This is a genomic window from Idiomarina sp. (genome assembly GCF_048260185.1).
GTDB lineage: Bacteria > Pseudomonadota > Gammaproteobacteria > Enterobacterales > Alteromonadaceae > Idiomarina.
The window spans coordinates 441,320-467,272 of record NZ_JBLXHB010000001.1 but is presented as its reverse complement, the minus strand read 5'-3'; the positions used below and the strand labels follow the sequence as shown (position 1 = coordinate 467,272).

Annotated in this window: 18 protein-coding genes; 9 read left to right on the top strand and 9 right to left on the bottom strand. The window is 46.4% G+C overall.

Translation table 11 applies throughout. From position 1 onward, the window contains the following. Positions 1-88 precede the first annotated feature (88 nt). On the bottom strand, positions 89-2,344 hold the full coding sequence (katG, locus tag ACN0RF_RS02300; protein WP_417437929.1) for a catalase/peroxidase HPI: 2,256 nt from the start codon (positions 2,342-2,344) through the stop codon (positions 89-91). 234 nt (positions 2,345-2,578) lie between these two features. Here katG and ACN0RF_RS02295 point away from each other — a divergent pair, with 234 nt between their 5' ends. The 7 genes from ACN0RF_RS02295 to ACN0RF_RS02265 all read left to right on the top strand — a co-directional run bounded on the left by ACN0RF_RS02295 (position 2,579) and on the right by ACN0RF_RS02265 (position 12,632). Then, complete coding sequence (locus tag ACN0RF_RS02295; RefSeq protein WP_417437928.1) at positions 2,579-5,395, top strand: TonB-dependent receptor domain-containing protein; 2,817 nt, start codon at positions 2,579-2,581, stop codon at positions 5,393-5,395. An 8-nt stretch (positions 5,396-5,403) separates the two neighbouring features. Next, positions 5,404-6,573, top strand: coding sequence for a M14 family metallopeptidase (locus ACN0RF_RS02290; RefSeq protein ID WP_011234662.1), 1,170 nt, complete (start codon positions 5,404-5,406; stop codon positions 6,571-6,573). A 106-nt stretch (positions 6,574-6,679) separates the two neighbouring features. Beyond that, a complete protein-coding gene (locus ACN0RF_RS02285; RefSeq protein ID WP_011234663.1) occupies positions 6,680-7,288 on the top strand; it encodes an outer membrane protein in 609 nt (202 codons plus the stop codon). A 292-nt stretch (positions 7,289-7,580) separates the two neighbouring features. Then, the gene (locus tag ACN0RF_RS02280) at positions 7,581-9,203 is read left to right on the top strand and encodes a BCCT family transporter (RefSeq protein WP_417438320.1); all 1,623 of its coding nucleotides are present in this window, start codon (positions 7,581-7,583) and stop codon (positions 9,201-9,203) included. A gap of 71 nt (positions 9,204-9,274) precedes the next feature. Then, complete coding sequence (locus ACN0RF_RS02275) at positions 9,275-11,128, top strand: DUF294 nucleotidyltransferase-like domain-containing protein (protein ID WP_417437927.1); 1,854 nt, start codon at positions 9,275-9,277, stop codon at positions 11,126-11,128. 3 nt (positions 11,129-11,131) lie between these two features. Beyond that, positions 11,132-11,878: a 3'-5' exonuclease gene (locus ACN0RF_RS02270; RefSeq protein ID WP_417437926.1), complete on the top strand. Its 747-nt coding sequence runs from the start codon at positions 11,132-11,134 to the stop codon at positions 11,876-11,878. Positions 11,879-12,017: 139 nt separating this feature from the next. Then, complete coding sequence (locus ACN0RF_RS02265) at positions 12,018-12,632, top strand: hypothetical protein (protein ID WP_417437925.1); 615 nt, start codon at positions 12,018-12,020, stop codon at positions 12,630-12,632. 17 nt (positions 12,633-12,649) lie between these two features. Here the strand turns inward: ACN0RF_RS02265 and ACN0RF_RS02260 are convergent, their stop codons facing one another. The 6 genes from ACN0RF_RS02260 to ACN0RF_RS02235 form a co-directional block, all read right to left on the bottom strand. Next, positions 12,650-12,904: a hypothetical protein gene (locus tag ACN0RF_RS02260; RefSeq protein ID WP_417437924.1), complete on the bottom strand. Its 255-nt coding sequence runs from the start codon at positions 12,902-12,904 to the stop codon at positions 12,650-12,652. After that, positions 12,905-14,083, bottom strand: a complete 1,179-nt coding sequence (gene prpF, locus ACN0RF_RS02255; RefSeq protein WP_417437923.1) for a 2-methylaconitate cis-trans isomerase PrpF — start codon at positions 14,081-14,083, stop codon at positions 12,905-12,907. An 11-nt stretch (positions 14,084-14,094) separates the two neighbouring features. Next, the gene (acnD, locus tag ACN0RF_RS02250; protein WP_417437922.1) at positions 14,095-16,689 is read right to left on the bottom strand and encodes a Fe/S-dependent 2-methylisocitrate dehydratase AcnD; all 2,595 of its coding nucleotides are present in this window, start codon (positions 16,687-16,689) and stop codon (positions 14,095-14,097) included. Between the two features lie 83 nt (positions 16,690-16,772). Then, positions 16,773-17,897, bottom strand: a complete 1,125-nt coding sequence (gene prpC, locus ACN0RF_RS02245; RefSeq protein WP_417437921.1) for a bifunctional 2-methylcitrate synthase/citrate synthase — start codon at positions 17,895-17,897, stop codon at positions 16,773-16,775. A 100-nt stretch (positions 17,898-17,997) separates the two neighbouring features. Beyond that, entirely contained in the window at positions 17,998-18,876 is an 879-nt protein-coding gene (prpB, locus tag ACN0RF_RS02240) for a methylisocitrate lyase (RefSeq protein WP_253620033.1), read from the bottom strand. Further along, complete coding sequence (locus tag ACN0RF_RS02235; protein ID WP_417437920.1) at positions 18,873-19,562, bottom strand: GntR family transcriptional regulator; 690 nt, start codon at positions 19,560-19,562, stop codon at positions 18,873-18,875. Before ACN0RF_RS02235 ends, prpB begins: the two co-directional genes overlap by 4 nt. A 364-nt stretch (positions 19,563-19,926) precedes the next feature. Here ACN0RF_RS02235 and ACN0RF_RS02230 point away from each other — a divergent pair, with 364 nt between their 5' ends. After that, a complete protein-coding gene (locus ACN0RF_RS02230; RefSeq protein WP_417437919.1) occupies positions 19,927-21,480 on the top strand; it encodes a peptide MFS transporter in 1,554 nt (517 codons plus the stop codon). A gap of 67 nt (positions 21,481-21,547) precedes the next feature. Beyond that, complete coding sequence (locus ACN0RF_RS02225) at positions 21,548-22,864, top strand: M24 family metallopeptidase (RefSeq protein WP_417437918.1); 1,317 nt, start codon at positions 21,548-21,550, stop codon at positions 22,862-22,864. On the opposite strand, the gene ACN0RF_RS02220 is transcribed toward ACN0RF_RS02225, so the two are convergent. Further along, the gene (locus tag ACN0RF_RS02220; protein WP_417438319.1) at positions 22,854-23,276 is read right to left on the bottom strand and encodes a hotdog fold domain-containing protein; all 423 of its coding nucleotides are present in this window, start codon (positions 23,274-23,276) and stop codon (positions 22,854-22,856) included. The genes ACN0RF_RS02225 and ACN0RF_RS02220 overlap by 11 nt on opposite strands. Before the next feature lie 409 nt (positions 23,277-23,685). Further along, the gene (locus tag ACN0RF_RS02215; protein ID WP_417437917.1) at positions 23,686-25,911 is read right to left on the bottom strand and encodes an NADP-dependent isocitrate dehydrogenase; all 2,226 of its coding nucleotides are present in this window, start codon (positions 25,909-25,911) and stop codon (positions 23,686-23,688) included. Between the last annotated feature and the right edge of the window lie 42 nt (positions 25,912-25,953).

Below are 25,953 nucleotides of genomic sequence, written 5' to 3'. Positions count from 1 at the left end.
CCTCAGCCTGCGCTCTTAAATGACAATATAAAAAGCGGTGATACTCTCTTGGTTCTGAAGAGAATACCACCGCTTACACGCTTAACTATTATTTCAGATCAAAGCGGTCTAACTGCATGACTTTCGTCCATGCCTGAACAAAGTCGTTAACAAACTTCTGGTCTGCATCACTCATTGCATACACTTCTGCAACAGCACGCAATTCAGAGTTTGAACCGAAAATCAGATCAACCGTCGTTGCAGTATATTTCTGTTCTCCAGTTTTACGATCAAAGCCTTCGTATATCGCTTCGTTGTCCGATGACTTTTTCCATTCGTTATCCATGCTTAGCAGGTTAACGAAAAAGTCATTATTCAACGTGCCCGGCTGGTCTGTGAAAACACCATGATCACTGTCGTTATAATTAGCGTCCAGCGAACGTAAGCCACCCACTAATACCGTCATTTCCGGTACCGTTAAGGTTAGCTGGTCAGCTTTATCTACCATATGCTGAGCTGGTGAAACACGGTTGCCTTCAGCATAGTAGTTGCGGAATGCGTCAGCTTTAGGCTCAAGGAACGAGAACGAGTTAACGTCCGTCATTTCCTGAGAGGCATCAGTACGACCCGGCTCAAAAGGTACCGTCACATCGTAACCGGCATCTTTCCCCGCTTTTTCAATAGCCGCAGCGCCGCCTAAAACGATAACATCAGCCAAAGACACGTACTTGTCGCCGGACAGCTCATCATTAAAGTCTTCCTGAACGCCTTTCAGCGTATCCAGCACTTTCTTAAGCTCAGCCGGGTTGTTCGCTTCCCAGTTCATCTGAGGCTCTAATGCAATACGAGCGCCGTTAGCACCGCCACGCATGTCAGTACCGCGGAAGCTTGATGCCGAAGCCCAGGCCGTACGAACTAACTGAGGCACGCTAAGGCCTGAGTCCAGAATTGCAACCTTAAGCTGCTCAACGTCATTCTCGTTAATCAGTTCAAAATCGACTGCAGGAATTGGATCCTGCCACAGAAGATCTTCCTGCGGAGCCATATCACCAAGATAACGCTGTTTAGGCCCCATATCGCGGTGCGTCAATTTGAACCAGGCTTTTGCGAACGCCAGTTCAAACTCTTTAGGGTCTTCATGGAAGCGTTTAGCAATTTTGCGATACTCAGGGTCTTCTTTTAGCGAAAGATCCGTCGTAAACATAATAGGTGCGTGACGCTTGCCTTCAACGTGAGCATCAGGAACTAAATTAGACGCCTGACCATCAACAGGGATCCACTGAATAGCACCGGCTGGACTCTTAGTCTGTTCCCACTCAAAACCAAACAGGTTATCCAGATACTGAGTTGTCCAGGCTGTCGGGTTCACTGACCACGCCCCCTCTAAACCACTGGTAATGGTATCTTCGGCGTTACCTTTACCACATTTATTTTTCCAGCCCAGACCTTGCTCTTCAACACCTGCAGCCGCGGGTTCCGCGCCTAAACATTCTTCTGGCTTGTGCGCACCATGTGCCTTACCAAAGGTATGTCCACCGGCAATCAGAGCAACGGTTTCTTCGTCGTTCATTGCCATGCGGCCAAAGGTGTCACGGATGTCCTTCGCAGCCAGTAAAGGATCAGGCTTGCCGTTAGGGCCTTCGGGGTTAACATAAATCAGACCCATCTGAACAGCGGCCAGAGGGTTTTCAAGTTCGCGATCGCCTGAATAACGCTCATCACCCTTTAACCATTCTTTTTCGGGGCCCCAGTAAACAATATCAGGTTCCCAGGCATCTTCACGTCCGCCGGCAAAACCAAAAGTTTCGAAACCCATAGACTCAAGCGCAACGTTACCGGTTAGCACCATCAAGTCAGCCCATGAAATATCTCTTCCGTATTTCTGTTTGACCGGCCATAACAGACGGCGCGCTTTATCCAGACTGACGTTATCCGGCCAGCTGTTCAAAGGTTCAAAACGTTGCTGAGCGCCTGCCGCACCGCCGCGGCCATCCTGAACCCGGTAGGTTCCGGCACCATGCCAGGCCATACGAATAAAGAATGGACCATAATGACCGTAGTCGGCTGGCCACCAGTCCTGATCAGAGGTCATCAGCTCTTCAATGTCTTTTTTAACCTGCTCAAGGTCAAGCTGACTGAAGGCTTCGGCATAATCAAAATCATCGCCGTAAGGGTCTGATTCAGGACTATGTTGACGCAATGGCTCTAAATTGAGCTTATTTGGCCACCAGAAATCGTTCGACTTAGGCTCTGGAGAATTCACCTCATAAGATGCGTTTTCCTGAGCATTTGCAACACCCGTTCCGGCTGAAAACGATATCGCAATCGCTACAGCGGAAAGTAAAGGTACTGTTTTCTTAAACATGATTAATTACCCTTTTCGTTAGACACAATAAGTGCGTCAGTAATATAAAACAAACGCAGTGTTTTAGGGGGCTCAGATAGGCTCGAAAAATAGATTGCCATAATCGGATTGTCAGTCTTGACCCAAAATTTTCAGTCATCAATATGTTAAGAATGTTTAAAAATTGAGGTAAAAATAACGATCTGGGTATATACCTACAACTAAGTTAATTGTTAATACAGTGTAGGTTTTATCATGAATAAACACAGAAAAAGCTACTTAGCCCTATGTACTTTTGCCGCTTTAAGTTCGTTTGCTCTCCAACCGCAGGCTCTGGCTATGCAGCAAGATCGCAGTGAGGATGACGAGGAAGCTATAGAGAAAATTACAGTCGTGGGCAGTAATATTCGGGGGGCGCAAGCAGCTGGTCGGCTTCCGGTGACTATCCTCGATTCAGATGACATCATTAATACAGGTGCCGTAACCGGAGATGAACTGCTTCGCTCTATTCCTCAGGTGGGCGATATCAGTTTTAACAACGAGCGATCTATTGGTGGCGTTAATGATGCCCGTGGCGATGTCGCTTCCATTAACTTACGAGGTATCGGCACAGGTAATACCTTAACTCTGCTCAACGGTCGTCGCTTGGTTCTGCACCCGGGAACCCAGACCGAGAATTTTGTTCCTGTCACCACAGTAAACTCAAACACGCTTCCGGTAACCGGCTTAAGACGACTTGAAGTACTTCGTGATGGTGCTTCAGCACTTTATGGAACCGATGCCGTAGCTGGTGTCGTTAACTATGTTCTGAAAAAAGAAGTCACTCAAACTCAGTTAAACCTGAGCGCTGGCAATGCTGAAGGAACTTCAATGCAACAGTACCTTGCCAGCGGTTCAACCGGCGTGTTTTTTAACGACAATAAAAGCCATTTAAGTTTGTCTTTCGCTTATTACACCCGTGATGAAATCGGTGCCAATGAGCGCTCATATTCAGCCAGCGAAGACCGTCGTTTTAACGACAGAATACCTGAAGCTTTTGTTGGCGATACTCAATTAGACAACCGTTCGCTGTCCAGCCCCTGGGCAATATACGATGGTGAAAATATCGGCCGTTTCCATATTCGGCCGGAATCTATGGGTGACTGCTTCCAGACTTTGTCTGATGGAGTCTGTGCTGCTGAAGGCTCCATTCCCAGAGACATGCGTTACGACTCAGCTCAGGATCAGAGCATGACCTCGGCAATAGACCGGGTAAACCTATTTGCTTATTACACACATTCTCTTGCACCTAACTTAGAGCTTTTTGGCGAGGCCTTGTACTACGAGGCGCTATCTAAGCGTCGGCGCGAGCAAAATGCCAATCTTACTGCACAACGCTTCACCATCAGCGAAGATGCCGCTTACAACCCATTTGGCGAAACCGTGACATTAAGAAACATACGGCCAATGGATGTCGGCCCAAGAAGAATAGAGGTTGAAGACTCCAGTTACCGTTTACTGGGAGGCATAAAGGGTTACTCGAAACAGTGGGAATGGGAATCCGCCCTACTCTATTCCAGAGCCGACACACTGGATACGGGTTATAACCGCATCCGCGTGAGTGCGCTGCATGAGGCGATTAACTCAACCAATATAGAAGAAGCCTATAATCCATTTATTGGCGGTAACCCGGATAACGTAAACAACGGCACGTCAGTCTATAACTCAGCCGCGGTTATAGCCGGGCTGACCGAAGACATAACCCGTGACAGTACCAGCGAACTAGCGCAATGGGACTTCAAATTATCAAACCCCGTGCTTACATCCTGGTACGCAGGTGACATTGGTATTGCCGCGGGCGTTGAGTATCGCTACGAAGCCTATGCCGATGATCGTCACTATTTGCTGGATGGCTCTACCCCGTTCTACGATCAAGTCACTGGCGAGCTCATGACTAACTCTGATGTTCTCGGTAGCAGCTTTACACCAGACTCAGAAGGCAGTCGCAACGTATTTTCCGCTTATACTGAGCTTCTGGTACCGCTGCACGAAACCATTGATATGCAACTGGCGCTTCGTTATGAAAGATTTAACGATGTCGGCAGCGTAACCAAACCCAAAGTCGCCCTTAGCTGGTTGCCGATGGACTGGTTGCAATTAAGAGCATCGTACTCCGGTGGTTTCCGCGCACCTAACTTACCTCAGGTGGTTGAGGAAAGTGTTTCCCGAACCAATTCCAGAACCGATCCTGTTATTGATGACCGCTACAGCATAACCGAGATTAGAGGCGGCAATAGCAAACTCACACCAGAAGACGACGAAATTTATAATGTCGGTTTTGCCATTACCCCTTTCGATAACTTTCTTATTACTGTCGATCGCTGGACAATTGAACAAGAAAACGTTGTCGGAATTTTAAACAGCCAAACCCACTTACTTTATGATTCACTGCTGCGTTCACAAGGCAGCTCAAATCCAGCCGTTATACGTAACGATGACCTGGAAGTTGTTTACGTAAATAATCAGTACGACAACCTTGAAGTTCGGGAAATTTCCGGCACCGATATCAGTATTAATTATGAAGTTAACAGTGAGGCATTTGGGTTGTTCAACTTTTCCTTAAATGCAGCTCACTTGCGTAAATTTATGCAAACCCCGGACCCTATAAGTGCCATTGTTCTGGAAGCTCAGGAAAATGGTAACCCTGCCGTTCCTATTGACATTCCGGTGGTTGGCGCAGGTGATTTACGGCAAATGGACGGCAACCCTAAATGGCGTTCGTTTGCTCGTCTAGACTGGGATCTCGGGAACTGGGGCGCGGGTATACGAGTCAACTATGTTGATGACTTTTACGAAACTAGCGTTACAACGTCGGATGGAGACATGATGCCAATTGATAGCTGGATCACAACCGATATCTATCTCGACTACTATTTTAATCAGGAGTCACTCGATGGCTTAAGTCTGCGAATCGGTGCCCGCAATCTGGCTGATAAAAACCCGCCCATTGCAGATGAAAGCTTCGGTTACTTTTCCGATGTTCATTCAAATCGTGGACGTTATACATACGCAACTTTGTCGTGGGCATTTTAGGAGTATAAATGCTCACACTAGCTAATGTTGCGTTATTAAGCCAGTTAGCACTTCAGCAGCCCGGAGAGACGGATAAAAAACCGGAGGACTGCTCTTTTGAGCAGATCGAGTTCACTATCAATTTTGCTGTGGGACGCCTGAACCATTGTGAGAAAACAGGTGATAATCAATACAAGCTTTTTCTGGAGCCTGAACGGGAAAAAATTAACCCAAGTCCCTGGTATGCTTTTGCGGTAAAAAATAAAACTGAAACAAGCCAAACAATCGATATTACTTTGGTCGCCAGTGAAGGGGTTTCTCGATATAAACCCAAACGTAGTGAAGGCGATGATATTTGGCACGCAATTCCATTTTCTGAGGGCGACGGCACGCTTCAATTTGAATTAACCCTTTCAGGCCAAACCAAAGAGTATATTGCCGGACAGGAGATTATTGATAACGTTCATTATATTGAGTGGCTCAGTAGTCTTATTAAAGAGCCGCAACAGACCGAAGTTATTTCTCTTGGTGTCTCCAGTGAAGGGCGTAACCTGGCAGCTCTGGAGCATAGAGTTGAGTCCAGCGATAAATGGATAATTTTAATTGGCCGTCAACACCCTCCCGAAGTTACCGGCGCGTTAGCACTACTGCATTTTGGTGAGTTGCTGTTTAGCGACGAGCCTTACGTCGTTAAATTTCGACAAAAGTACAACATTCTATTGGTACCCAATATGAATCCGGATGGGGTCTATCATGGTAACTGGCGCTTAACCGCGGCAGGCATCGATATGAACAGAGACTGGAAAAATCTGACCCTGCCGGAAACTCAGGCCATGGCTAATTATCTCAAAAAGCTGGTTAAAGACGGCGGCAAAATTGAATTTGCAATTGACTTCCATTCTACCAGAAAAAATGTGTTTTACACCATGCCTGAAGACTACGAACCCCGCAGTGGCGTGCCTTTGAGAAACCCTCAAAGAGTCTACAACTGGATTGAGGAAATTGAAGAACTTGTCGGTTCAGTAGAACTTGATTATCAGCCCGGAGCTCATCCTGAAAGTGGTGTTTTTAAGCAGTTTATCGCTGATGAATTTGCCGCTCACGCGGTGACCTATGAAGTAAGTGACAACGAAGAACGCAATAACATTAAAAAGGTTGCGGAAGCCGCTCTGATCTCTTTAATTAACCGCTTAGATTAAAGGTTTCGTAAAGGGCCTTGCTGACTGACCGAGGTGTAGCTAGCTTTAAAGAGAGATAACCGCTTGGTTACTTTTTTGAATAACTACTCTCAACTAAGGAAGCATTATGAAGAAAACATTAATTGCAATTGCATTGATTGGAACTTCAACTAGCGCGTTTGCCGACTCTCCTAACTGGGATAAAATTCAGGCCTCCTACATAGAAACCGATATTGAAACGCCTATCGACGAAGACATTACAATGGATGGTTACGCCGTAGCCGGCTCGCTTTCATTAAGTGACTCAATTTTTGTATTGGCCAATTTCGACTCCGTTGGTGATGAATCGGATCTCGGTGATGTTGATTTAGATTCACTTAATGCAGGTATCGGCTTTAATCACGGTATCACAGAGTCGACCGACGTCTTCGCCACAGTTACATACGAAAAGCTTGAACTTGTTGGTTCAGTAGACGCCCTTGGCTCAGAATCTTTCGATGAATCAGGATACGGAGCCGGCGTTGGCATTCGTTCAATGATCACCGACTTTTTTGAGCTGTCGGTGAAAGCTGACTATCTGGACATTGATGACGAAAATGGTATTCGTTATGACGCTTCAGCTTTCTTTCACTTAACCAGTAACCTCTCTCTTGGTGTTGGTTATAAACTCTACGATTTAGATGAAATCGATCAAGACGTCGATACTGTCGCCGCAACTGTTCGGTACAGTTTCTAACTCTTAGACTGAATGCTTAAACGCTGGCGTGTCAACTTCTATAGAGACATGCCAGCACATCAATCCAACATTTTAAACTTCTCTAATTCATTATTTTTTCGGCAAAAAGCCGATCTAACTTTAAGAAACCTTCGTAGCTCTCTATACTCTATTAGTAAATTTAGAATAAACGCTTAAAATCAAAGCGTAAAAATACCTATTTTTATACAGGGGAGAGCAAATGAATAAAAAAGAAGAGGAAGTGCTCCGCGGAGACAAAGATCTCGAGCGCGAGCGCAAAGCTGACGACCCAATGATTCCTGACGGTGAAGTCAATCCAATAGATACAGATTATCAAGTAGGACAAGATAACGTTGTTATGAAAGTAGGACCTTTTGGTCTGGATTTCCATAACCGCGTATTCGCTATCTCCGGACTTGCGATTGTCGCCTTTGTGGTGATTACTTTAATGTTCCAGAATCAGGCGGAACCGGTATTCACAAGTACAAAAAATTGGTTAACGGCTAATTTAGACTGGTTCTTTATTGGGGCAGCAAATATTTTTGTGCTTCTGTGTCTATTTTTAATTGTTTCACCACTAGGTAACGTGCGTTTAGGCGGTACTGAAGCAACCCCCGACTTCTCTTACCTGGGCTGGTTTTCAATGCTGTTTGCCGCAGGCATGGGTATTGGACTCATGTTTTATGGTGTCTCTGAGCCGATCACCCATTTTAGTGCTGCATTTGGTGGAACTGAGTTAAACGCAGATGGCATTCGTACCGACTCGGCACCTCTTGGCGGGGCTGGCGGTGACCAAGCTGCGGCAATAAAATTAGGCATGGCTGCAACCATTTTCCACTGGGCTCTGCACCCCTGGGCTATTTACGCCGTTCTTGCCTTAGGTTTAGCCTTATTTTCTTTTAACAAAGGCTTACCTTTAACTATACGCTCCATTTTTTACCCAATTCTGGGCGAGCGCGTATGGGGCTGGCCAGGTCATATAATTGATATTATTGCAATACTGGCAACCTTATTCGGTCTGGCAACATCACTTGGACTGGGTGCTTCTCAGGCGGCAGCAGGACTCAACTTTCTATTCGGCTGGGCTGAAGGTGAGACCACCGATGTGCTGCTGGTTATGGGGATAACCGCTATCGCATTAATTTCAGTTCTTGCAGGGCTGGAAAAAGGTGTACAGCGACTATCGCAAGTGAATATGTCACTGGCGGCTATTCTTATGCTGTTTGTCATTATTGTCGGCCCAACCGTGGCTATTTTCACCGGTTTCGCGGAAAACCTTTACAATTACATTGTTAACCTTCCTGCCCTGTCTAATCCGGTTGGAAGAGAAGACCTGGGTTACTCTCAAGGCTGGACATCGTTTTACTGGGCATGGTGGATTGCATGGTCACCTTTTGTCGGCATGTTTATTGCCCGCGTTTCAAGAGGTCGTACCGTACGTGAATTCTTAATTTCGGTACTATTAATACCTTCTCTGGCCTGCGTATTCTGGATGACAGTATTTGGTACCGCAGCAATAGAGCAATTCGTTGCGGGGGCCGAGCAAATAGCCAGTGAAAAACTTTCACTCAAACTGTTTATTATGCTGGAAGGCTTGCCCTGGACAGAAGTAACCTCGTTTGTGGGTATTATTCTGGTGATGGTATTTTTCATTACCTCGTCTGATTCAGGCTCACTGGTTATCGATACCATAAGCGCTGGCGGTAAAGTTGAAGCACCGGTACCTCAGCGTATATTCTGGTGTACGTTTGAAGGACTGGTTGCAATTGCGCTGATACTTGGCGGTGGCCTCGTTGCCCTGCAGGCAATGTCCTTATCGTTAGGCTTACCGTTTACCATTGTTTTATTGGCAGCCTGTTTTGCAGTCGTTCAGGGATTGCGATCCGAACCAAGAGTTGGTAAATCTGCGAAGTAGCGATTCGCGTAAGTTCTTTACCCATTTAAAAGCGGCGCTTTAGCGCCGCTTTTGCTATAACAGGTACAATTATGGAAGCCGAACATCTGGAAATTCTGAATTTTTTACGTCGTTTCCCTCCCTTCAACGAGTTACCTGAAGAAGAGCTCGTTGAGCTTGCCAAAAACACTGCTATCAGCTACTTCAAAGCAGGTTCACAAGTACTTGAATATAATGAATCGATTTCCGATTTACACGTCATTAGGAACGGTTCAGTAGAAACCTACAATCGTAACGGTGACCTGTTTAATCGTTTGAGCGAAGGTGGTTTTTTTGGTGAAGCGGGTTTACTGCGTAAAGGTCGTGTTCGATATCCTGTCAAAGCATTAGAAGATACGCTTATCTACTTTATTCCCGGCAGTTTGTTTAATCGCTTGTTCGATGAATACGACAGCTTTGCCGACGCAGTGGAAGTTGAAGGACATCGGCGCGTAAATCAGGCGGTAAAAGAGCAGGAAAACCGTAATGAATCGCTTTCAGCGACCGTTGATACAATCATTACCCGCGAGCCGGTTTCTATTGATTTGAACGCCAGTATTCATGATGCAGCCGCTAAAATGACAGATGAAAAAGTATCGTCATTACTTATTATCGATGAAACACAGCATCTTCCTGTGGGTATTATAACGGACAAAGACCTACGCAAGCGTGTTCTGGCCGTAAACCGCTCCAGTACCCACCCCGTTTCTTCTATAATGACCGAGAACCTAACATTTGTTCAGCATAATAACCGCGTATTCGAAGCCTTATTGATAATGATGCGAACCAACCTTCACCATTTGCCGGTGTTGAAGAAAGGTCAGGTTGTAGGCGTCATCGCTTTATCGGATGTGGCACAGCATGAGTCAAAAAGTACTCTGTTTATTGTCAGTGGTATTTTTAAGCAAAACTCTATTGAAGAGCTAACCGAACTTGCAGAAAGTGTCCGCGCCAGTTTTGTGCGCATGGTTAACGAAGATGCGAACTCGCGAATGATAGGTTCGGCAATGGCCACCATTGGTCGTTCATTCAAACAGCGGCTTTTAGAGCTTGGCGAGGAGAAATTCGGACCGCCGCCGGTGCCCTACTGTTTTCTGGCATTGGGCTCAATGGCACGTGACGAGCAAAGTATTGTCACGGATCAGGACAACGCTATGGTTTTACACGACGACTTTGATCCCAAACAGCACGATGCCTACTTTAAAGAATTAGCAGGCTTTGTGGCCGACGGTTTAAATGCCTGCGGCTATACCTATTGTACTGGTGGCATCATGGCCACCACCGATGCCTGGCGACAACCGTTAAAAGTGTGGAAAAATTACTTTACCGACTGGATTGAAAACCCGTCACCGGAAAAGCTGCTGCACTCTTCCATATTTTTCGATTTGGACGGTGTCTGGGGACAACAAAAATTCGCCGATGAACTCAATTCACTGATACGAAAAAAAGCCAAAGGCAATAAACGGTTTTTAGGCTCTATGGCACGTAACGCATTAAACCGAACTCCGCCTCTGGGCTTTTTTAAAGACTTTGTCATGGAAAAAGATGGCAAACACCGTGACAGCATCAATACCAAGCGTCGCGGCACCGGCCCGGTTGCTGATTTGATCCGTGTTCATGCTCTGGCCATTGGTTCATCACAGCGCAATTCCTTTACTCGTCTTGAAGACATTATTGATTCACAAATTTTGCCGCAAGGTCGCGGACCAGATTTACGTGATGCTCTGGAACTGATTTCTATGGTGCGAATTCGACACCAGGCGTTGGCTATTTCAGCTGGTGAAGTGCCTGACAATAACGTTGCTCCGGAAGACTTATCTCATTTTGAGCGTAAAAACTTAAAAGACGCCTTTCAAATTCTAAGTAACGCACAAAAATATTTGCGTTACCGTTACTCGGGAGGCTAGGCAATGCTTTATCTCGCCCCGGAAAACAAACAAAAACAAAAGCCCAGAAAATCTAAGAACATTGACTGGCCTAAACAATTTGAGACCTTAGAGCAGCTCTGCCACTCTCAGGCGCTTAAACGGTATTACAGTCAGGGCATCAGTTCGCCGGATACGCCCATTAATAAAACGCCTATGGTTGCCGTCGACTTTGAAACGACAGGTATGGATCCTGAACAGCATGGCATAGTCAGCATCGCCGCAATACCTATGACCACAGAGCGAATTTTATTTTCAGAGGCAAAAAGTTGGGTAGTTAAACCACGACGCAGTCTTACGGATGAATCCGTCGTTATACATGGTATTACTCATAGCGAAATTGAACACGCCCCCGATTTAGAAAGTATTATTGATGAGCTACTGGAGCTTGTCGCCGGAAAAGTCTGGGTTGTTCATTACCACGGCATTGAGCGCCCTTTCCTGCAACGGGGGATTAAAGAACGCCTGCATGAAAATATCCAGTTTCCGCTTATTGATACCATGGAAATTGAAGCTCGATTCCACCGTAAACCGTTATCCTTCTGGCAAAAACTGTTTGGCAAAAAACAAGAGTCTATTCGTCTGGCAGACAGCCGTACCCGCTATAACCTGCCCTTTTATCCCCCGCATAATGCTTTAACTGACGCACTGGCATGCGCAGAACTTTTGCAGGCTCAGATAGCCCATCACTTTGAGCCAGATACCCCACTTGGTGAGATTTGGCTGCCTTGATCTACCGTTGGGCACTGATTGCGTGTGAAGTTAAGTAAAAAGTCTGGACTCTGGCACCAATTAATATCACCCTTGTTCCCTTAGCTTCAGGAAAAATCGCATCAAAATTGGTCTTATAAAAAGCAAAAAGGTAACCACAATGAAAATCAGGCTTTCCATTCTTACTTTACTTTTAGGAACAGCATTATCTCATATCTCGATCGCCCAGGAGCAAGTGATTAAACCCGCCCCCAGAGTTTCAACTCAGGCTCAGGCTGAATTTTTTGCGGCTATAAACGAGCTTTGCGGTAATTCTTATGCAGGCGAAGTAACGGTCGACACGCCAAAGTCAGAAGGGTTTGAAGGTGAATTGGTGATGCACGTGCGTAAGTGTGGTGAGCAACGAATCGAAATCCCTTTTCATGTTGGAGACAACCACTCACGCACCTGGATACTAACGCAAACAGGTTCAGGTATTAGCCTAAAACACGACCATCGTAAACCTGACGGCAACTATGATCCTTTAACTATGTATGGCGGACACACAACCGACAAAGGTTATGCAACCGCACAATCCTTTCCTGTTGATGCCTATTCTAAAGAGTTATTTATTGAACTTGGCGTCCCGCAATCAAATACCAACACCTGGGAAATGTACATTCACGACGAAACCTTTACTTATCGTTTGGTTAGAGAGGGGCGAGAGTTTCGGGTGGATTTTGACTTAACAGAGCCAGTTGAAACACCTGCGACTCCATGGGGATACACAGACTAAGGTCGACAAAGTTAAAGCTAATTAATATCGCTCCAGTGCGTATTTTTATTATTTTTTTCTTCCTTTTCCATTAGCACCAGAGTCAGATAAATTTTGGTGGGCAGCGAAAGAATAACGCCAACGGCATTCATCGCTGCCCCCAAAATATAACCACGAAAATCAATAGCATCGTTGCCAATAGTCACAGCCAGCACAACATGACCTAATAAAATCAGGGTAATGCCGGTAATCATGGCAGCTTTGAGTAACTTGACTTGCGTGGCTTTTTCCACTTAAAGAACGTCTCCCGGAATACGCACCTGCCCCTCCATTAACACTCGGGCACTGCGACTCATAATGGCTTTAATGGCAGTCCATTGACCATTTACTTGTTTGCATTCAGCACCTACTTGCAAGGTACCTGAAGGATGGCCGAAATTCACCATGGTACGGTCTTTACCGTCCGCAGCCAGATTAACTGTGGTACCGGGGATGGCTGCAGCAGTGCCGATAGCAACAGCAGCAGTGCCCATCATGGCGTGATGCAATTTCCCCATAGACATCGCTCTTACCAGTAAGTCAATATCGTTGGCCTTAATGGCTTTACCACTGGATGCTGTGTAGTCTTTTGGCGTTGCCACAAAAGCCACTTTTGGGGTGTGCTGACGGTTAACCGCTTCAGCAATATCATCAATCAAGCCCATCTTCACCGCGCCATAGGCACGTATGGTTTCAAAGCGCTCCAGTGCTTCCGGATTGCCGTTAATGACTTCCTGCAACTCAGTGCCGTCGTATCCAATTTCTTCCGCATTAAGAAAAATGGTCGGGATGCCCGCATTAATCATCGTGGCTTTTAATGTGCCAATGCCCGGAACTTCCAGATCGTCAATCAAATTTCCCGTGGGAAACATCGACTCACCATCCGCTGATGGATCCATAAACTCCACCGGAACTTCAGCCGCCGGGAAAGTGACGCCATCCAGAATAAAATCACCGGTTTCCTGCACTTCACCATTAACCATAGGCACTTTATTGACAATGGTTTTGCCAATATTGGCCTGCCAGATGCGGACTTCGCACACACCATTTTCAGGTATACGCTCTGCGTCAACTAAACCATTAGCAATAGCAAAAGGCCCTACCGCCGAGGATAAGTTCCCACAGTTCCCGCTCCAGTCGACAAAAGGCTTATCAATAGACACTTGACCGAACAAGTAGTCTACGTCATGGCCTGGTTGCTCGCTTTTAGAGACAATTACGGTTTTACTGGTGCTGGAGGTAGCACCTCCCATACCGTCCGTGTGCTTTGCATAAGGATCCGGGCTGCCAATTACGCGCATCAATATAGCGTCACGCACAGCGCCCGGCTGCTGCGCCGGTTCAGGTAAGTCCTGCAGGCGAAAGAAGACCCCTTTCGATGTCCCGCCACGCATATAGGTGGCGGGAATTTTAATTTGTGGTTTATGTATCATTTTAGAACTCCTTAGCTTGCTTCTGCTTCTAAAAAGTCCTGCGCAAAACGTTGCAGTACACCGCCGGCTTCATAAATTGAAACTTCTTCTTTAGTGTCTAAACGACACTGTACCGGTACTTCTTCACTATCACCATTGGCACGGTGAATCACTAAAGTCAGTCTTGCACCAGCTTCCGGCGTACCTTTCACATCAAAGGTTTCAGTACCGTCAATATTCAGTGTTTTACGGGTTGTGCCCTCTTCAAACTGCAGCGGCAATACGCCCATACCAATGAGGTTGGTACGGTGTATGCGCTCAAAGCCTTCGGCAACAATGACTTCAACACCCGCTAAGCGCACACCTTTTGCCGCCCAGTCGCGAGACGAGCCCTGACCATAGTCAGCACCAGCCACAATAATTAGCGGTTGCTTGTTTTCCATATAGTGCTCAATGGCTTCCCACATGCGCACAGTTTTACCTTCAGGTTCAATGCGTGCCAACGACCCCTGAATCACTTTGCCGTCTTCGTCCTTCACCATTTCATTAAACAGTTTCGGGTTAGCAAAGGTCGCACGTTGCGCTGTTAAATGATCGCCACGGTGCGTTGCGTAAGAGTTAAAGTCCTCTTCCGGAACGCCCATTTTCGCCAGATATTCACCCGCCGCACTGTCAGCCATAATGGCGTTTGACGGTGACAAGTGGTCGGTGGTGATGTTGTCACCCAGCACGGCTAACGGACGCATACCCTCCATGGTGCGTTCTGCAGCTAATGCGCCTTCCCAATATGGCGGACGACGAATATAGGTAGTTTGTGGACGCCAGTCATACAGCGGATTGTTTTTCTCGCCGTAATCAACCGACAGGTCAAACATTGGGTCATACACTTTACGGAATTGCTCAGGCTTAACACTCTGTTTAACAATGGCATCAATTTCTTCATCGCTTGGCCAAATGTCTTTCAGCGTTACCGGGTTACCGTCAGGGTCTATTCCCAATACGTCTTTCTCAATATCAAAGCGAATGGTACCCGCTATGGCGTAGGCTACGACCAATGGTGGCGAGGCCAAAAACGCCTGCTTAGCATAGGGGTGAATGCGGCCATCAAAGTTACGGTTACCAGATAACACCGCTGTGGAGAACAAGTCATTGTCAATGATCTCTTGCTGTATTTTCGGGTCTAAAGAACCACTCATGCCGTTACAGGTGGTACAGGCAAACGCCACCACGCCAAAACCTAAATCTTCCAGTTCAGGCAACAATTCAGCTTCTTCCAGATACATTTTGACCGTTTTTGACCCCGGAGCCAGCGATGATTTTACCCATGGTTTACGGGTTAACCCCAGTTTGTTCGCGTTGCGGGCAATGAGGCCCGCCGCAATCATATTGCGTGGGTTGCTGGTATTGGTGCAACTGGTAATAGCTGCAATAATAACAGCACCGTCAGGCATTTTGCCTTCTTCCGGGTTCTCAATGTGCTTAGCTACGCCACGTTCAGATAACTCCGATGCCGGTAACAGCGAGTGCGGGTTAGAAGGTCCGGCCAAATTACGTTTAACTTTCGATAAATCGAACTTAAGCACCCGACCATATTCTGCTGACTTGAGGCTGTCAGCCCACAACCCGGTTTCTTTGGCAAAATGCTCAACCAATTCAACCTGATCATCATCACGACCGGTCAGTTTCAGATAATCAATAGTTTGATCATCAATATAGAACATGGCCGCAGTCGCGCCGTATTCCGGTGTCATATTAGAAATGGTGGCACGATCACCCACAGTTAAGGCTTCTGCGCCTTCGCCGTAAAACTCCAGGTAGGCACCGACCACACGCTCTTTACGCAAGAACTCGGTCATTTCTAGTACTAAATCCGTACTGGTAATACCCGGTTGCAGCTTACCGCTCAACTCAACGCCAATAATGTCAGGTAAGCGCATGTAAGATGCACGTCCCAGCATAACGCTTTCCGCTTCCAGACCACCAACGCCCACAGAGATAACACCTAAGGCATCAACCATTGGCGTATGACTGTCAGTACCCACACAGGTATCCACAAAAGCGACATTGTCGCGTACCTGAACTACCGGAGACATTTTCTCCAGATTGATCTGGTGCATAATGCCGTTGCCGGGAGGAATCACATCAACGTTTTTAAACGCCGTTTTAGTCCAGTTAATAAAGTGAAAACGGTCATCGTTACGACGGTCTTCAATAGCCCGGTTTTTTTCAAAAGCGTCTTTATCAAAACCTGCATGCTCAACGGCCAGTGAATGATCAACAATCAACTGGGTTGGCACCACAGGATTCACTTTGGCGGGGTCCCCACCTTTTTCAGCAATGGCGTCACGCAATCCGGCTAAATCCACTAAGGCTGTCTGACCTAAAATATCATGACAGACAACGCGTGCCGGAAACCATGGGAAATCGTGTTCTTTTTTGCGGTAAATCAACTGTTCTAACGATTGCGTCAGAATATCCGGCGGGCAGCGACGGACTAAGTTTTCAGCTAATACACGGGAAGTATAAGGCAGGCGCGCATAGGCACCCGGTTCAATCGCATCTACAGCAGCTTGAGTATCAAAGTACTCGAGCGTAGTACCAGCGAGTTTTTTACGGTATGAAGTCATGAGTTACCACTTATCGTCATGGTTAAACGAAAAAAGGAGCAGTAGATGACTGCTCCTGTACTATTTATCAGTCGAAGAACAGATTAACGCTCTTCTAAAGCCGGAACTTTACGCGGCTCAGGGCCTGTATAATCGGCACTTGGGCGGATAATACGGTTGTTTGCACGCTGCTCTTTCACATGAGCTGTCCAGCCGGTAACACGCGACATAACAAAGATTGGCGTAAACAATTTGGTTGGAATACCCATGTAGTGATAAGCCGATGCATGGAAGAAATCCGCATTCGGGAACAGTTTCTTCTCGTCCCACATGACTTTTTCACAACGCACAGACACGTCGTACAAGCGGCTATCGCCCACTTCTTCCGACAATTTCTTAGACCAGGCTTTAATCACGTCGTTACGCGGATCAAAATCACGGTAAATAGCATGACCAAAGCCCATGATTTTCTCTTTGCGTTCCAGCATGCCTTTCAGCTTCTGTTCAGCGTCATCAACATCTTTCATGCCTTCAATAAGCTCCATTGCCGCTTCGTTTGCACCACCATGAAGTGGGCCGCGTAAAGAACCAATGGCGCCGGTTACACAGGAGTGAATGTCTGACAAGGTTGAAGCACAAACACGAGCGGTAAAGGTTGATGCGTTGAACTCATGCTCAGCATACAGAATTAATGAAGTATTCATTACTGCTGCGTGCAGTTCTGAAGGCGCTTTGTCATGTAACAAGCGCAGGAAGTGTGCACCAATAGACTCTTCTTCAGAGTCGGTATCAATACGAACGCCGTCGTGAGTATAGCGATACCAGTACAGTACGATACCCGGGAAAGTCGCCAACAGACGTTCGATGTGATCATCTGCCTCATCAAAGCTTTCTTCCGTTTCCAGATTACCCAGCATTGAACAACCGGTACGCATAACGTCCATTGGATGCGCTGACTTTGGAATACGCTCAAGTACGTCTTTGACTTCCTGAGGTAAGGTACGTAGTGACTTCAAGCGCTTTTTGTAGTCTGTTAGCTGTTGCTTATTCGGCAACTCACCTTTCGCTAAAAGGTAAGCCACTTCTTCAAAACTGACTTTTTCTGCCAGTTCAGAAATGTCATAGCCACGGTAGGTTAAACCTGAGCCACTTTTACCAACAGTACATAATGCCGTTTCGCCGGCTGACTGTCCGCGCAAACCTGCGCCACTTAGTTTCTTCTCTGCCATAATGTTGTTCCCTTCTTGATTTCTTGTATTTGATCTCTGTCATCGTTCGTAGCCTGACGTTTACGTCAGGAACGATATCTCACCTGACATAAATGTCAGGCTACTTTTTAAATAATTGGTCTAACTTTTCTTCAAAATCGTGATAGTTCAAAAAGTCGTACAGCTCGGCACGAGTCTGCATGTCATCGACAACGGCTTTCTGATCACCGTTCTCTAAAATACTATTGTAGACGTTAAGTGCGGCTTTGTTCATTGCCCGGAATGCACTTAAAGGGTAAAGAACAATTTCCACCCCAACGTCAGCTAATTCCTGTTTATTAAACAATGGCGTAGCGCCAAATTCAGTGATATTGGCCAGAACCGGCACATTCAAGGCTTCGGTGAAGGCTTTATACTGGTCCAGCGTATGAACCGCTTCTGCAAAAATGGCGTCAGCACCGGCATCCACACAAGCCTGTGCACGTTCAATAGCGGCTTCCAGCCCCTGCTGTTGCAATGCGTCGGTACGCGCCATAATCAGGAATTGGTCATCAATACGCGCATCAACCGCCGCTTTAACGCGATCAACCATTTCTTCCTGAGTCACAATTTCTTTGTTTGGACGATGTCCGCAACGTTTTTGAGCCACCTGATCTTCAATGTGCATACCAGCAGCACCGGCACGCGTCATTTCTTTAACCGTACGGGAAATATTAAATGCCCCGCCCCAGCCAGTGTCAGCATCTACTAATAGCGGTAAGTCGGTTGCTGCAGTAATACGACGGATGTCTTCACAAACATCATTCAACGACGTCATGCCTAAGTCAGGCAAACCGAAAGACGCATTTGCCACACCAGCGCCAGACAGGTATAGCGCTTTGTGCCCAACCTTTTCTGCCATCATTGCTGTATAGGCGTTAATGGTGCCAACAATCTGTAAAGGATTTTCGTCGGCAATAGCTTGGCGCAACTTAGCACCCGGGCTTGTCATATGAGTCATGATGTTTCCTTTTCTGTTTGTAACCGTAATTCAATATTTTTACGAGACGCGCCAATATGGCGGCGCATTAGCAGATCGGCCAATTCACCATCGCGATTAGCAATAGCGTTAATAATGGCTTTATGTTCATCGAAGGCGCGCGAGACTCTCGGACCATTCATACCCATCTGTACTCGATACATACGGACAAGATAGTAGAGTTCGTCGCAAAGCATATTAATTAAATACTGATTTTTACTGCCGAGTATAATGCGATAGTGAAAATCTAAATCACCGGCTTCCTGATAGTAACTTTCACCTTCACGAACCCGCTGAGTTTCCAGGTGTTTATCTAAAAGCAGCCTCAACTCGTCAATTTCATTGTCGGGCATTTGCTCTGCCGCTAAACGGCAAGCCAGGCCTTCAAGCTCTTCCCGAATTTGATATAAGGAAATTAATCCTTCCAGAGACAAGGTAACCACTCTGGCACCAGCGTTGGGAATTCGTTCAATAAGATGGCAACGCTCAAGTCTGGCCAAAGCTTCTCGCAATGGCGCACGGCTGACATTGAAACGTCGGGCAAGCTCCGGTTCGCTAATTTTGCAACCCGCCGCAATATCTCCTTCGACAATAGCGCGCTGTATTTCAAACAAAACGCGGTCTGATGAAGTAATGGCGGAACGTTCTAAAGGGCTGACTATTTGCATTAATTGTCGACAGTAATTATTGATTTAGCTATTTTCCATGAAAAAACCGATGTTTGCAAGGTCGCGATAGAAAGATTGTCGACAATCCAAAATGTATTGTTTTTATCACGAATACCTTTCAATATAGCCCCAACGCCTTATTAAGGCTTGTGGGAGCAACATGTTCGAGTGAATTAGCATGCCTAAAGCCATAGGCCAGTGGCATTTCGCAAGGACATATCAGAGGATAAACACCCCAAAAATTGAGTATTTCATCGTTTTCGGTTTTATTTCACGGCGGTCGCTAGTAAAGTAACGCCACTTTTTTTGACTTAGACCAAAGTCGAACAGGACCAAAGTTTCAATAACTAAACGGATAATAACAATGGATCCAACAAAAATAGTCGACAAAGACGCAAGTTTTTTCGGACAACCAGGGGGCTTACAAACCCTGTTTTTTACCGAAATGTGGGAGCGCATGAGTTACTACGGTATGCGCGCATTGCTGGTTCTTTTTATGACCGCAAGCTTACAAGAAGGCGGCATAGCATTCACCGTAGCCTCGGCAACAGCCATCTACGGCTTATACACCGGTGCCGTTTACTTTATGGGCTTGCCCGGTGGTTGGATAGCTGACCGATTATTAGGCGGACAGCGCGCCACCTGGTACGGCGGCATCATTATTATGCTGGGACACATTGTCTTAGCCATACCAAGTAAAGCAGGTTTCTTCATTGGTATGATTTTGGTGGTACTGGGTACCGGCTTATTGAAGCCCAACATCACCGCCATGGTTGGTCAACTATATAGCTCTGACGATGACCGTCGCGACGGAGGTTATACCCTCTATTATATGGGTATCAACATCGGTTCTATTATCGGTTACATCGTTACCGGTTACCTGATGGAAAATGCAGGTTACCACTGGGGCTTCGGCGCGGCAGCTGTTGGTATGGCATTCGGCCTTATTCAGTACAGGCTGACTTTACCTAAATTGAAGGGCGTTGGTGAAAAACCGCCCAAGCCTTTAGGGCCAAAAGCGGCAAAGCGCAGTTGGGGAATCATTTGGTTTTTACTTGCTAGTTTGGCTGTTTACACATTTCTGGCACTCAATGGCTATGTCAGCATTAACCCGGTCGCTGCCGCTGAAAGCGTTTCCATTATCTTCACCGTCATCTTTTTCTTGTTTTACCTATCGGTTTTCCTTTTCGGTAAGTTAACCCGCGATGAAATGAAACGGCTGGGAGCGTTATTCTTAGTCTGTGTTGCCTCAACCATGTTCTGGGCTGGATTCGAACAAGCAGGCTCTTCATTCAACTTGTTTGCGCGCGACCTAACTGACCGTATGGTTGGCGATTTTGAAATTCCAACTACCTGGTTTCAATCGCTAAACTCTTTCTTTTTAGTTGCCTTGTCACCCTTCTTCGCAGCACTTTGGATTAACCTCAGCAAACGCATGATTAATCCATCTTATGGCTTTAAAAGTGCGATTGGCCTAATCATTATGGCAACTGGCTTCATTGTTATGTTCTTTGCCTCGCAAGCAGCGGCAAGTGGCATGAAAGTGGCTCCATACTGGTTAGTCGCAGTTTATTTTATCCACACTGTAGGTGAGCTTTGCTTAAGCCCGGTAGCACTAAGTGCGGTCAGTAAATTGTCGCCAAAACGCATGGCAGGCCAAATGATGGGTATCTTCGTATTGACCTACTCAATCGGTAACGTTGTTGCCGGCCGAATAGCAGGTGGTCTTGATCCGAATGATCCACAGGCAATGCCTGAGCTTTACTGGACTATTTTCTTGTTTGGTGTCAGCGTTGGTGCGGTCGTTTTCGTGCTGGCTCTGTTTACGCGTAAATGGGAGAAATTGGCGCCGGACGATGGTGAAGACGAGCACCCGAGTGCCGTCATCGACGCTAACGAGCCAGTCGGCAAACCATAATTCACTTCTTTGTGAAAAGCTGCTAGAAAGGGACCTTCGGGTCCCTTTTTTAATATTGGTAGCGTTTATGCTAAAACAAATGATTCTCCTGGCCAACCTAGCTTGCTGTACTGTTTTTTCTGTTAACTTACTTGCAGAGAATATAAGTCCCCTGCCCCTTAAACAACGTGCAGAGGCTGTTGATAACCTTCTGCAGCAACGTGTGCGGCAACTGCTTCCGGATCTGATGCAACAAGCTGATATTGATATGTGGGTATTAATAAGTCGCGAGTACAACGAAGATCCAATTCTGAAAACCTTTCTGCCCAGCAACTGGTTATCTGCAAGACGAAGAACCATCTTAGTTATACACAACCCGGGCAATGGTGAGAACCTGGAAACCTTAGCAATTGCCCGATATAACGTCGGTGAGGTGTTTAAAAGCGCCTGGAACCCAGAGCAACAGCCTAATCAGTGGCAACGTCTGACGGAAGTCATTACAGAGCGTAACCCTGGTTCTATTGCGATTAATCAGTCGCAAGACTTTGCTCAGACCGACGGGATTACCGCAACGGATAAAGAGCTTTTCATGGCCGCTTTACCCGACAATTTAAAAAATAAAATTGTCAGTGCTGAACCGCTCGCCATCTCCTGGCTTGAAAAACGGACAGAAGCCGAACTGCCCTATTATCGTAATGCTGTTAAGCTTGCGCACCAAATTATCGCAGAGGGGTTTTCAAACAAAGTGATCTCGGTTGGTGAAACCACCACAGAAGACCTTCAATGGTGGTTCCGTGAACGTGCGGCAAAGGAGAACCTGCCCGTTTGGTTCCATCCTTCCGTAAGTGTACAGCGTCTCGATGACCCTCAACCAGGACACCCACGCTCAACCGGCGTTACCATACAGCCCGGCGATTTACTGCACGTGGACTTTGGCATTACGTATTTACGTTTAAATACCGATACTCAGCAACATGCCTATGTTTTAAAAGAAGGTGAGTCAGACGCTCCTGAAGCTCTAAAACAAGCACTAGCCAATGCTAATCAGCTACAGGATATTTTGACCAAACAGTTTGAAGAGGCACGTTCAGGCAATGATATTTTGCTTGCGGCATTAGAAGAAGCCAGAAGCGAAGGTCTGAAGCCCATGATTTATACTCACCCTATTGGTTATTACGGCCATGGATCAGGGCCCACTATTGGTATGTGGGACAAACAGCACGCGATACCAGGTGGAGGAGAATACCCGTTATTTTCTAATACGGCCTATTCTATAGAGCTTAATAACAAAACCACATTCGAGGATAAAACCATCACCATCATGCTGGAAGAGGATGCATTTTTTGATGGTGACGGGGTTAGCTACTTAAACGGCAGACAACAGTCCTTTCATCTTATCGATTAGGCTTTTCTGAAACATAAATAGTAATGTGCCCGGCGGCTACAACGGTGCCGTCGCTCCGCTTTGCTTCTACGGATATAGGCTGATCGCCCGGTTGCCAGGTAGACTCTGAGCTGGATGCTTCTATGGTCACATCGCTGTCAGTTTTCGCCAGATACTGCACGTTCATGCCTTTCGGTAGCCAACGCAGATGTTTAGGAATGGATGCTTCTGCTACAGCTCCCATCGCCATTTCCATACCGTTGCACACAGCAATAGCGTGCACAGTGCCAATGTGGTTCTGTACCGCCTTTCGCTTCTTAAACGTCAGTTGACAGAAATTAGGCTTTAACTCAGTAATAAGCGGCTTAATTGTTTTAAAGTAAGGCGCTTTCCGGGCAAACATTGCGGAGAAAATCTTACGCCCAAAAGGCATTTTTAAGCAGCGTTCGTACAAATTAATAAGGTAATTGCTACTGGCCAAAATCTTGACTCCAAATAGGTTGGGTACAATTTGCTAGGGCGTGTTGACGTTTGCTGATTGTTTTTGCAGCTGAGTGGCTGGTATTTATACAAGGCAGAGCGTGTGATGTGTAGTTATTCTACATGAACAAGCGATAACGCAGTTGAAATGCCAGCCACACGCTGCCCGAAGGGTTCGTCTGGCGGAGCTTCGCTCTTTGTCACTCGTCGCTTATTTAGAATAACTAAACCGCACTCCTCGTTTCGCGATCAAAGCTCCGCCAGACGAACAAAATCTAATCAGCAAACGTCAACACGCCCTAATAAAAAAAGCAGGCCGCAGCCTGCTTTTTAAACTTACAGCTTAGTTTACACTATGTAAATTATAAGCTGGCAAGCGTTTCGTTTAATACAGAACAAGGGCGCATTGCTGCTGACACCTTATCGGTATTTGGCTGATAGTAACCGCCAATATCCACTTTAACGCCCTGAATTTCGTTAAGTTCATTGATAATCGCCTGCTCGTTACCAGACAGTTTTTCAAACAACTTACTAAAACGTTCTTTCAGCTCAGCGTCATCGCTCTGGTTAGCCAGTGCTTCTGCCCAGTACATAGCCAGGTAGAAGTGTGAACCACGGTTATCAATTTCACCCACTTTACGCGATGGTGATTTGTTTTCTTCCAGGAACTTAGCTGTTGCAACATCTAAGCTGTCGGCCAACACTAAAGCACGTTTATTATCAAAGGTACGGCTTAAGTGCTCGAGAGACGCGGCTAACGCCAAAAACTCACCTAAAGAGTCCCAGCGTAAGTGGTTCTCTTCAACAAGCTGCTGTACGTGTTTAGGCGCTGAACCGCCGGCACCGGTTTCAAACAAACCACCGCCGTTCATTAACGGAACAATTGACAGCATTTTCGCTGAGGTGCCCAGTTCCAGAATTGGGAACAGGTCAGTCAGGTAGTCACGCAATACGTTACCGGTAACAGAAATGGTGTCTTTGCCTTCTTTCACACGCTGTAGCGTGTGGCGAGTCGCTTCAACCGGCGCCATGATCTGAATGTCCAGACCATCAGTGTCGTGCTCTTTTAAGTACTCTTCCACTTTCTTAATCAACTGAGCATCGTGAGCACGGTTGCTGTCTAACCAGAATACCGCCGGCATACCGCTTAAGCGTGAACGATTAACCGCCAGCTTAACCCAGTCGCGAATCGGTGCGTCTTTCACCTGACACATGCGCCAGATATCGCCTTCTTCCACGTTATGTTCGAAAACGACATCACCGGCTTTATTGAAAACTTTCACCACGCCGTTGGCGGGAATTTCAAAGGTCTTATCGTGCGAACCATACTCTTCTGCTTTTTGCGCCATTAAACCAACGTTAGGCACTGTACCCATAGTTGCCGGATCAAAAGCACCGTTTTCACGACAGAAGTCGATGGTTTGCTGATAAACGCCCGCGTAGCTACGATCTGGGATCATTGCTTTTGCGTCTTGCTGGCTATCGTTGGTATCCCACATTTTACCAGAGTCACGGATCATCGCCGGCATAGAGGCGTCGATAATAATGTCGCTTGGAACATGCAGGTTAGTGATGCCTTTATGCGAGTTGACCATAGCCAGTTCAGGCTGCTTCGCGTAAACCGCGTTCATGTCTGCTTCAATAGCGTCGCGCTGCTCTGCTGTCAGTTTGTCCAGCTTGCCATAAAGGTCACCAATACCGTTGCTTGGGTCAAACTCAATCTCTTTCATTAAATCGGCGTGTTTTTCTAAAACATCTTTATAAAAAACACGTACCGCATGACCAAACATGATTGGGTCAGAGACTTTCATCATGGTGGCTTTTAAGTGCAGTGACAGCAATACGCCCTGCTCTTTTGCCGCTACCGTTTCTTTTTCAAAGAACGCCTGCAGTTGCTTTTTGCTCATAGTAGCCGCGTCAACTACTTCACCAGCCAATACTGGTACAGATTCTTTCAGTACTTTTTGCTCACCATTACTTTCAAAAACAATCTTGAAGGTATCTTCGCTGGCAGACGTCACAGACTTTTCGCTACCGTAGAAATCACCTTCATTCATGTGAGCAACGTGTGATTTGGAGTCCTTAGACCACTCACCCATACGGTGCGGGTGCTTCTTCGCGTAATTTTTTACAGCGCTTGGTGCGCGACGATCAGAGTTACCTTCACGTAATACCGGGTTAACCGCACTGCCTTTCACTTTGTCGTAACGTGAACGAACGTCTTTCTCTTCATCGGTTTGCGGGTCAAACGGGTAATCCGGCAGTTTATAGCCCTGTTTTTGCAGTTCTTTAATACAGGCTGTCATTTGCGGAATAGACGCGCTGATGTTTGGCAGCTTAATAATATTGGCTTCTGCGGTTTTCGCCATTTCGCCCAGTTCAGCTAAAGCATCTGACTGACGTTGTTCTTCGGTCAGGTACTCCGGAAACTGCGAAATAATACGACCAGCCAAAGAAATATCACGAGTCTCAACTGAAACACCTGCAGCTTTAGTAAATGCTTCAATAAAAGGCAGAAACGAATAGGTTGCAAGACGTGGCGCCTCGTCCGTTTCAGTATAAATAATCTTTGCTTTATCAGTCGACATAGTCATTCCTATTTATTGGACCAAAGTAAAAATTGCTTCATT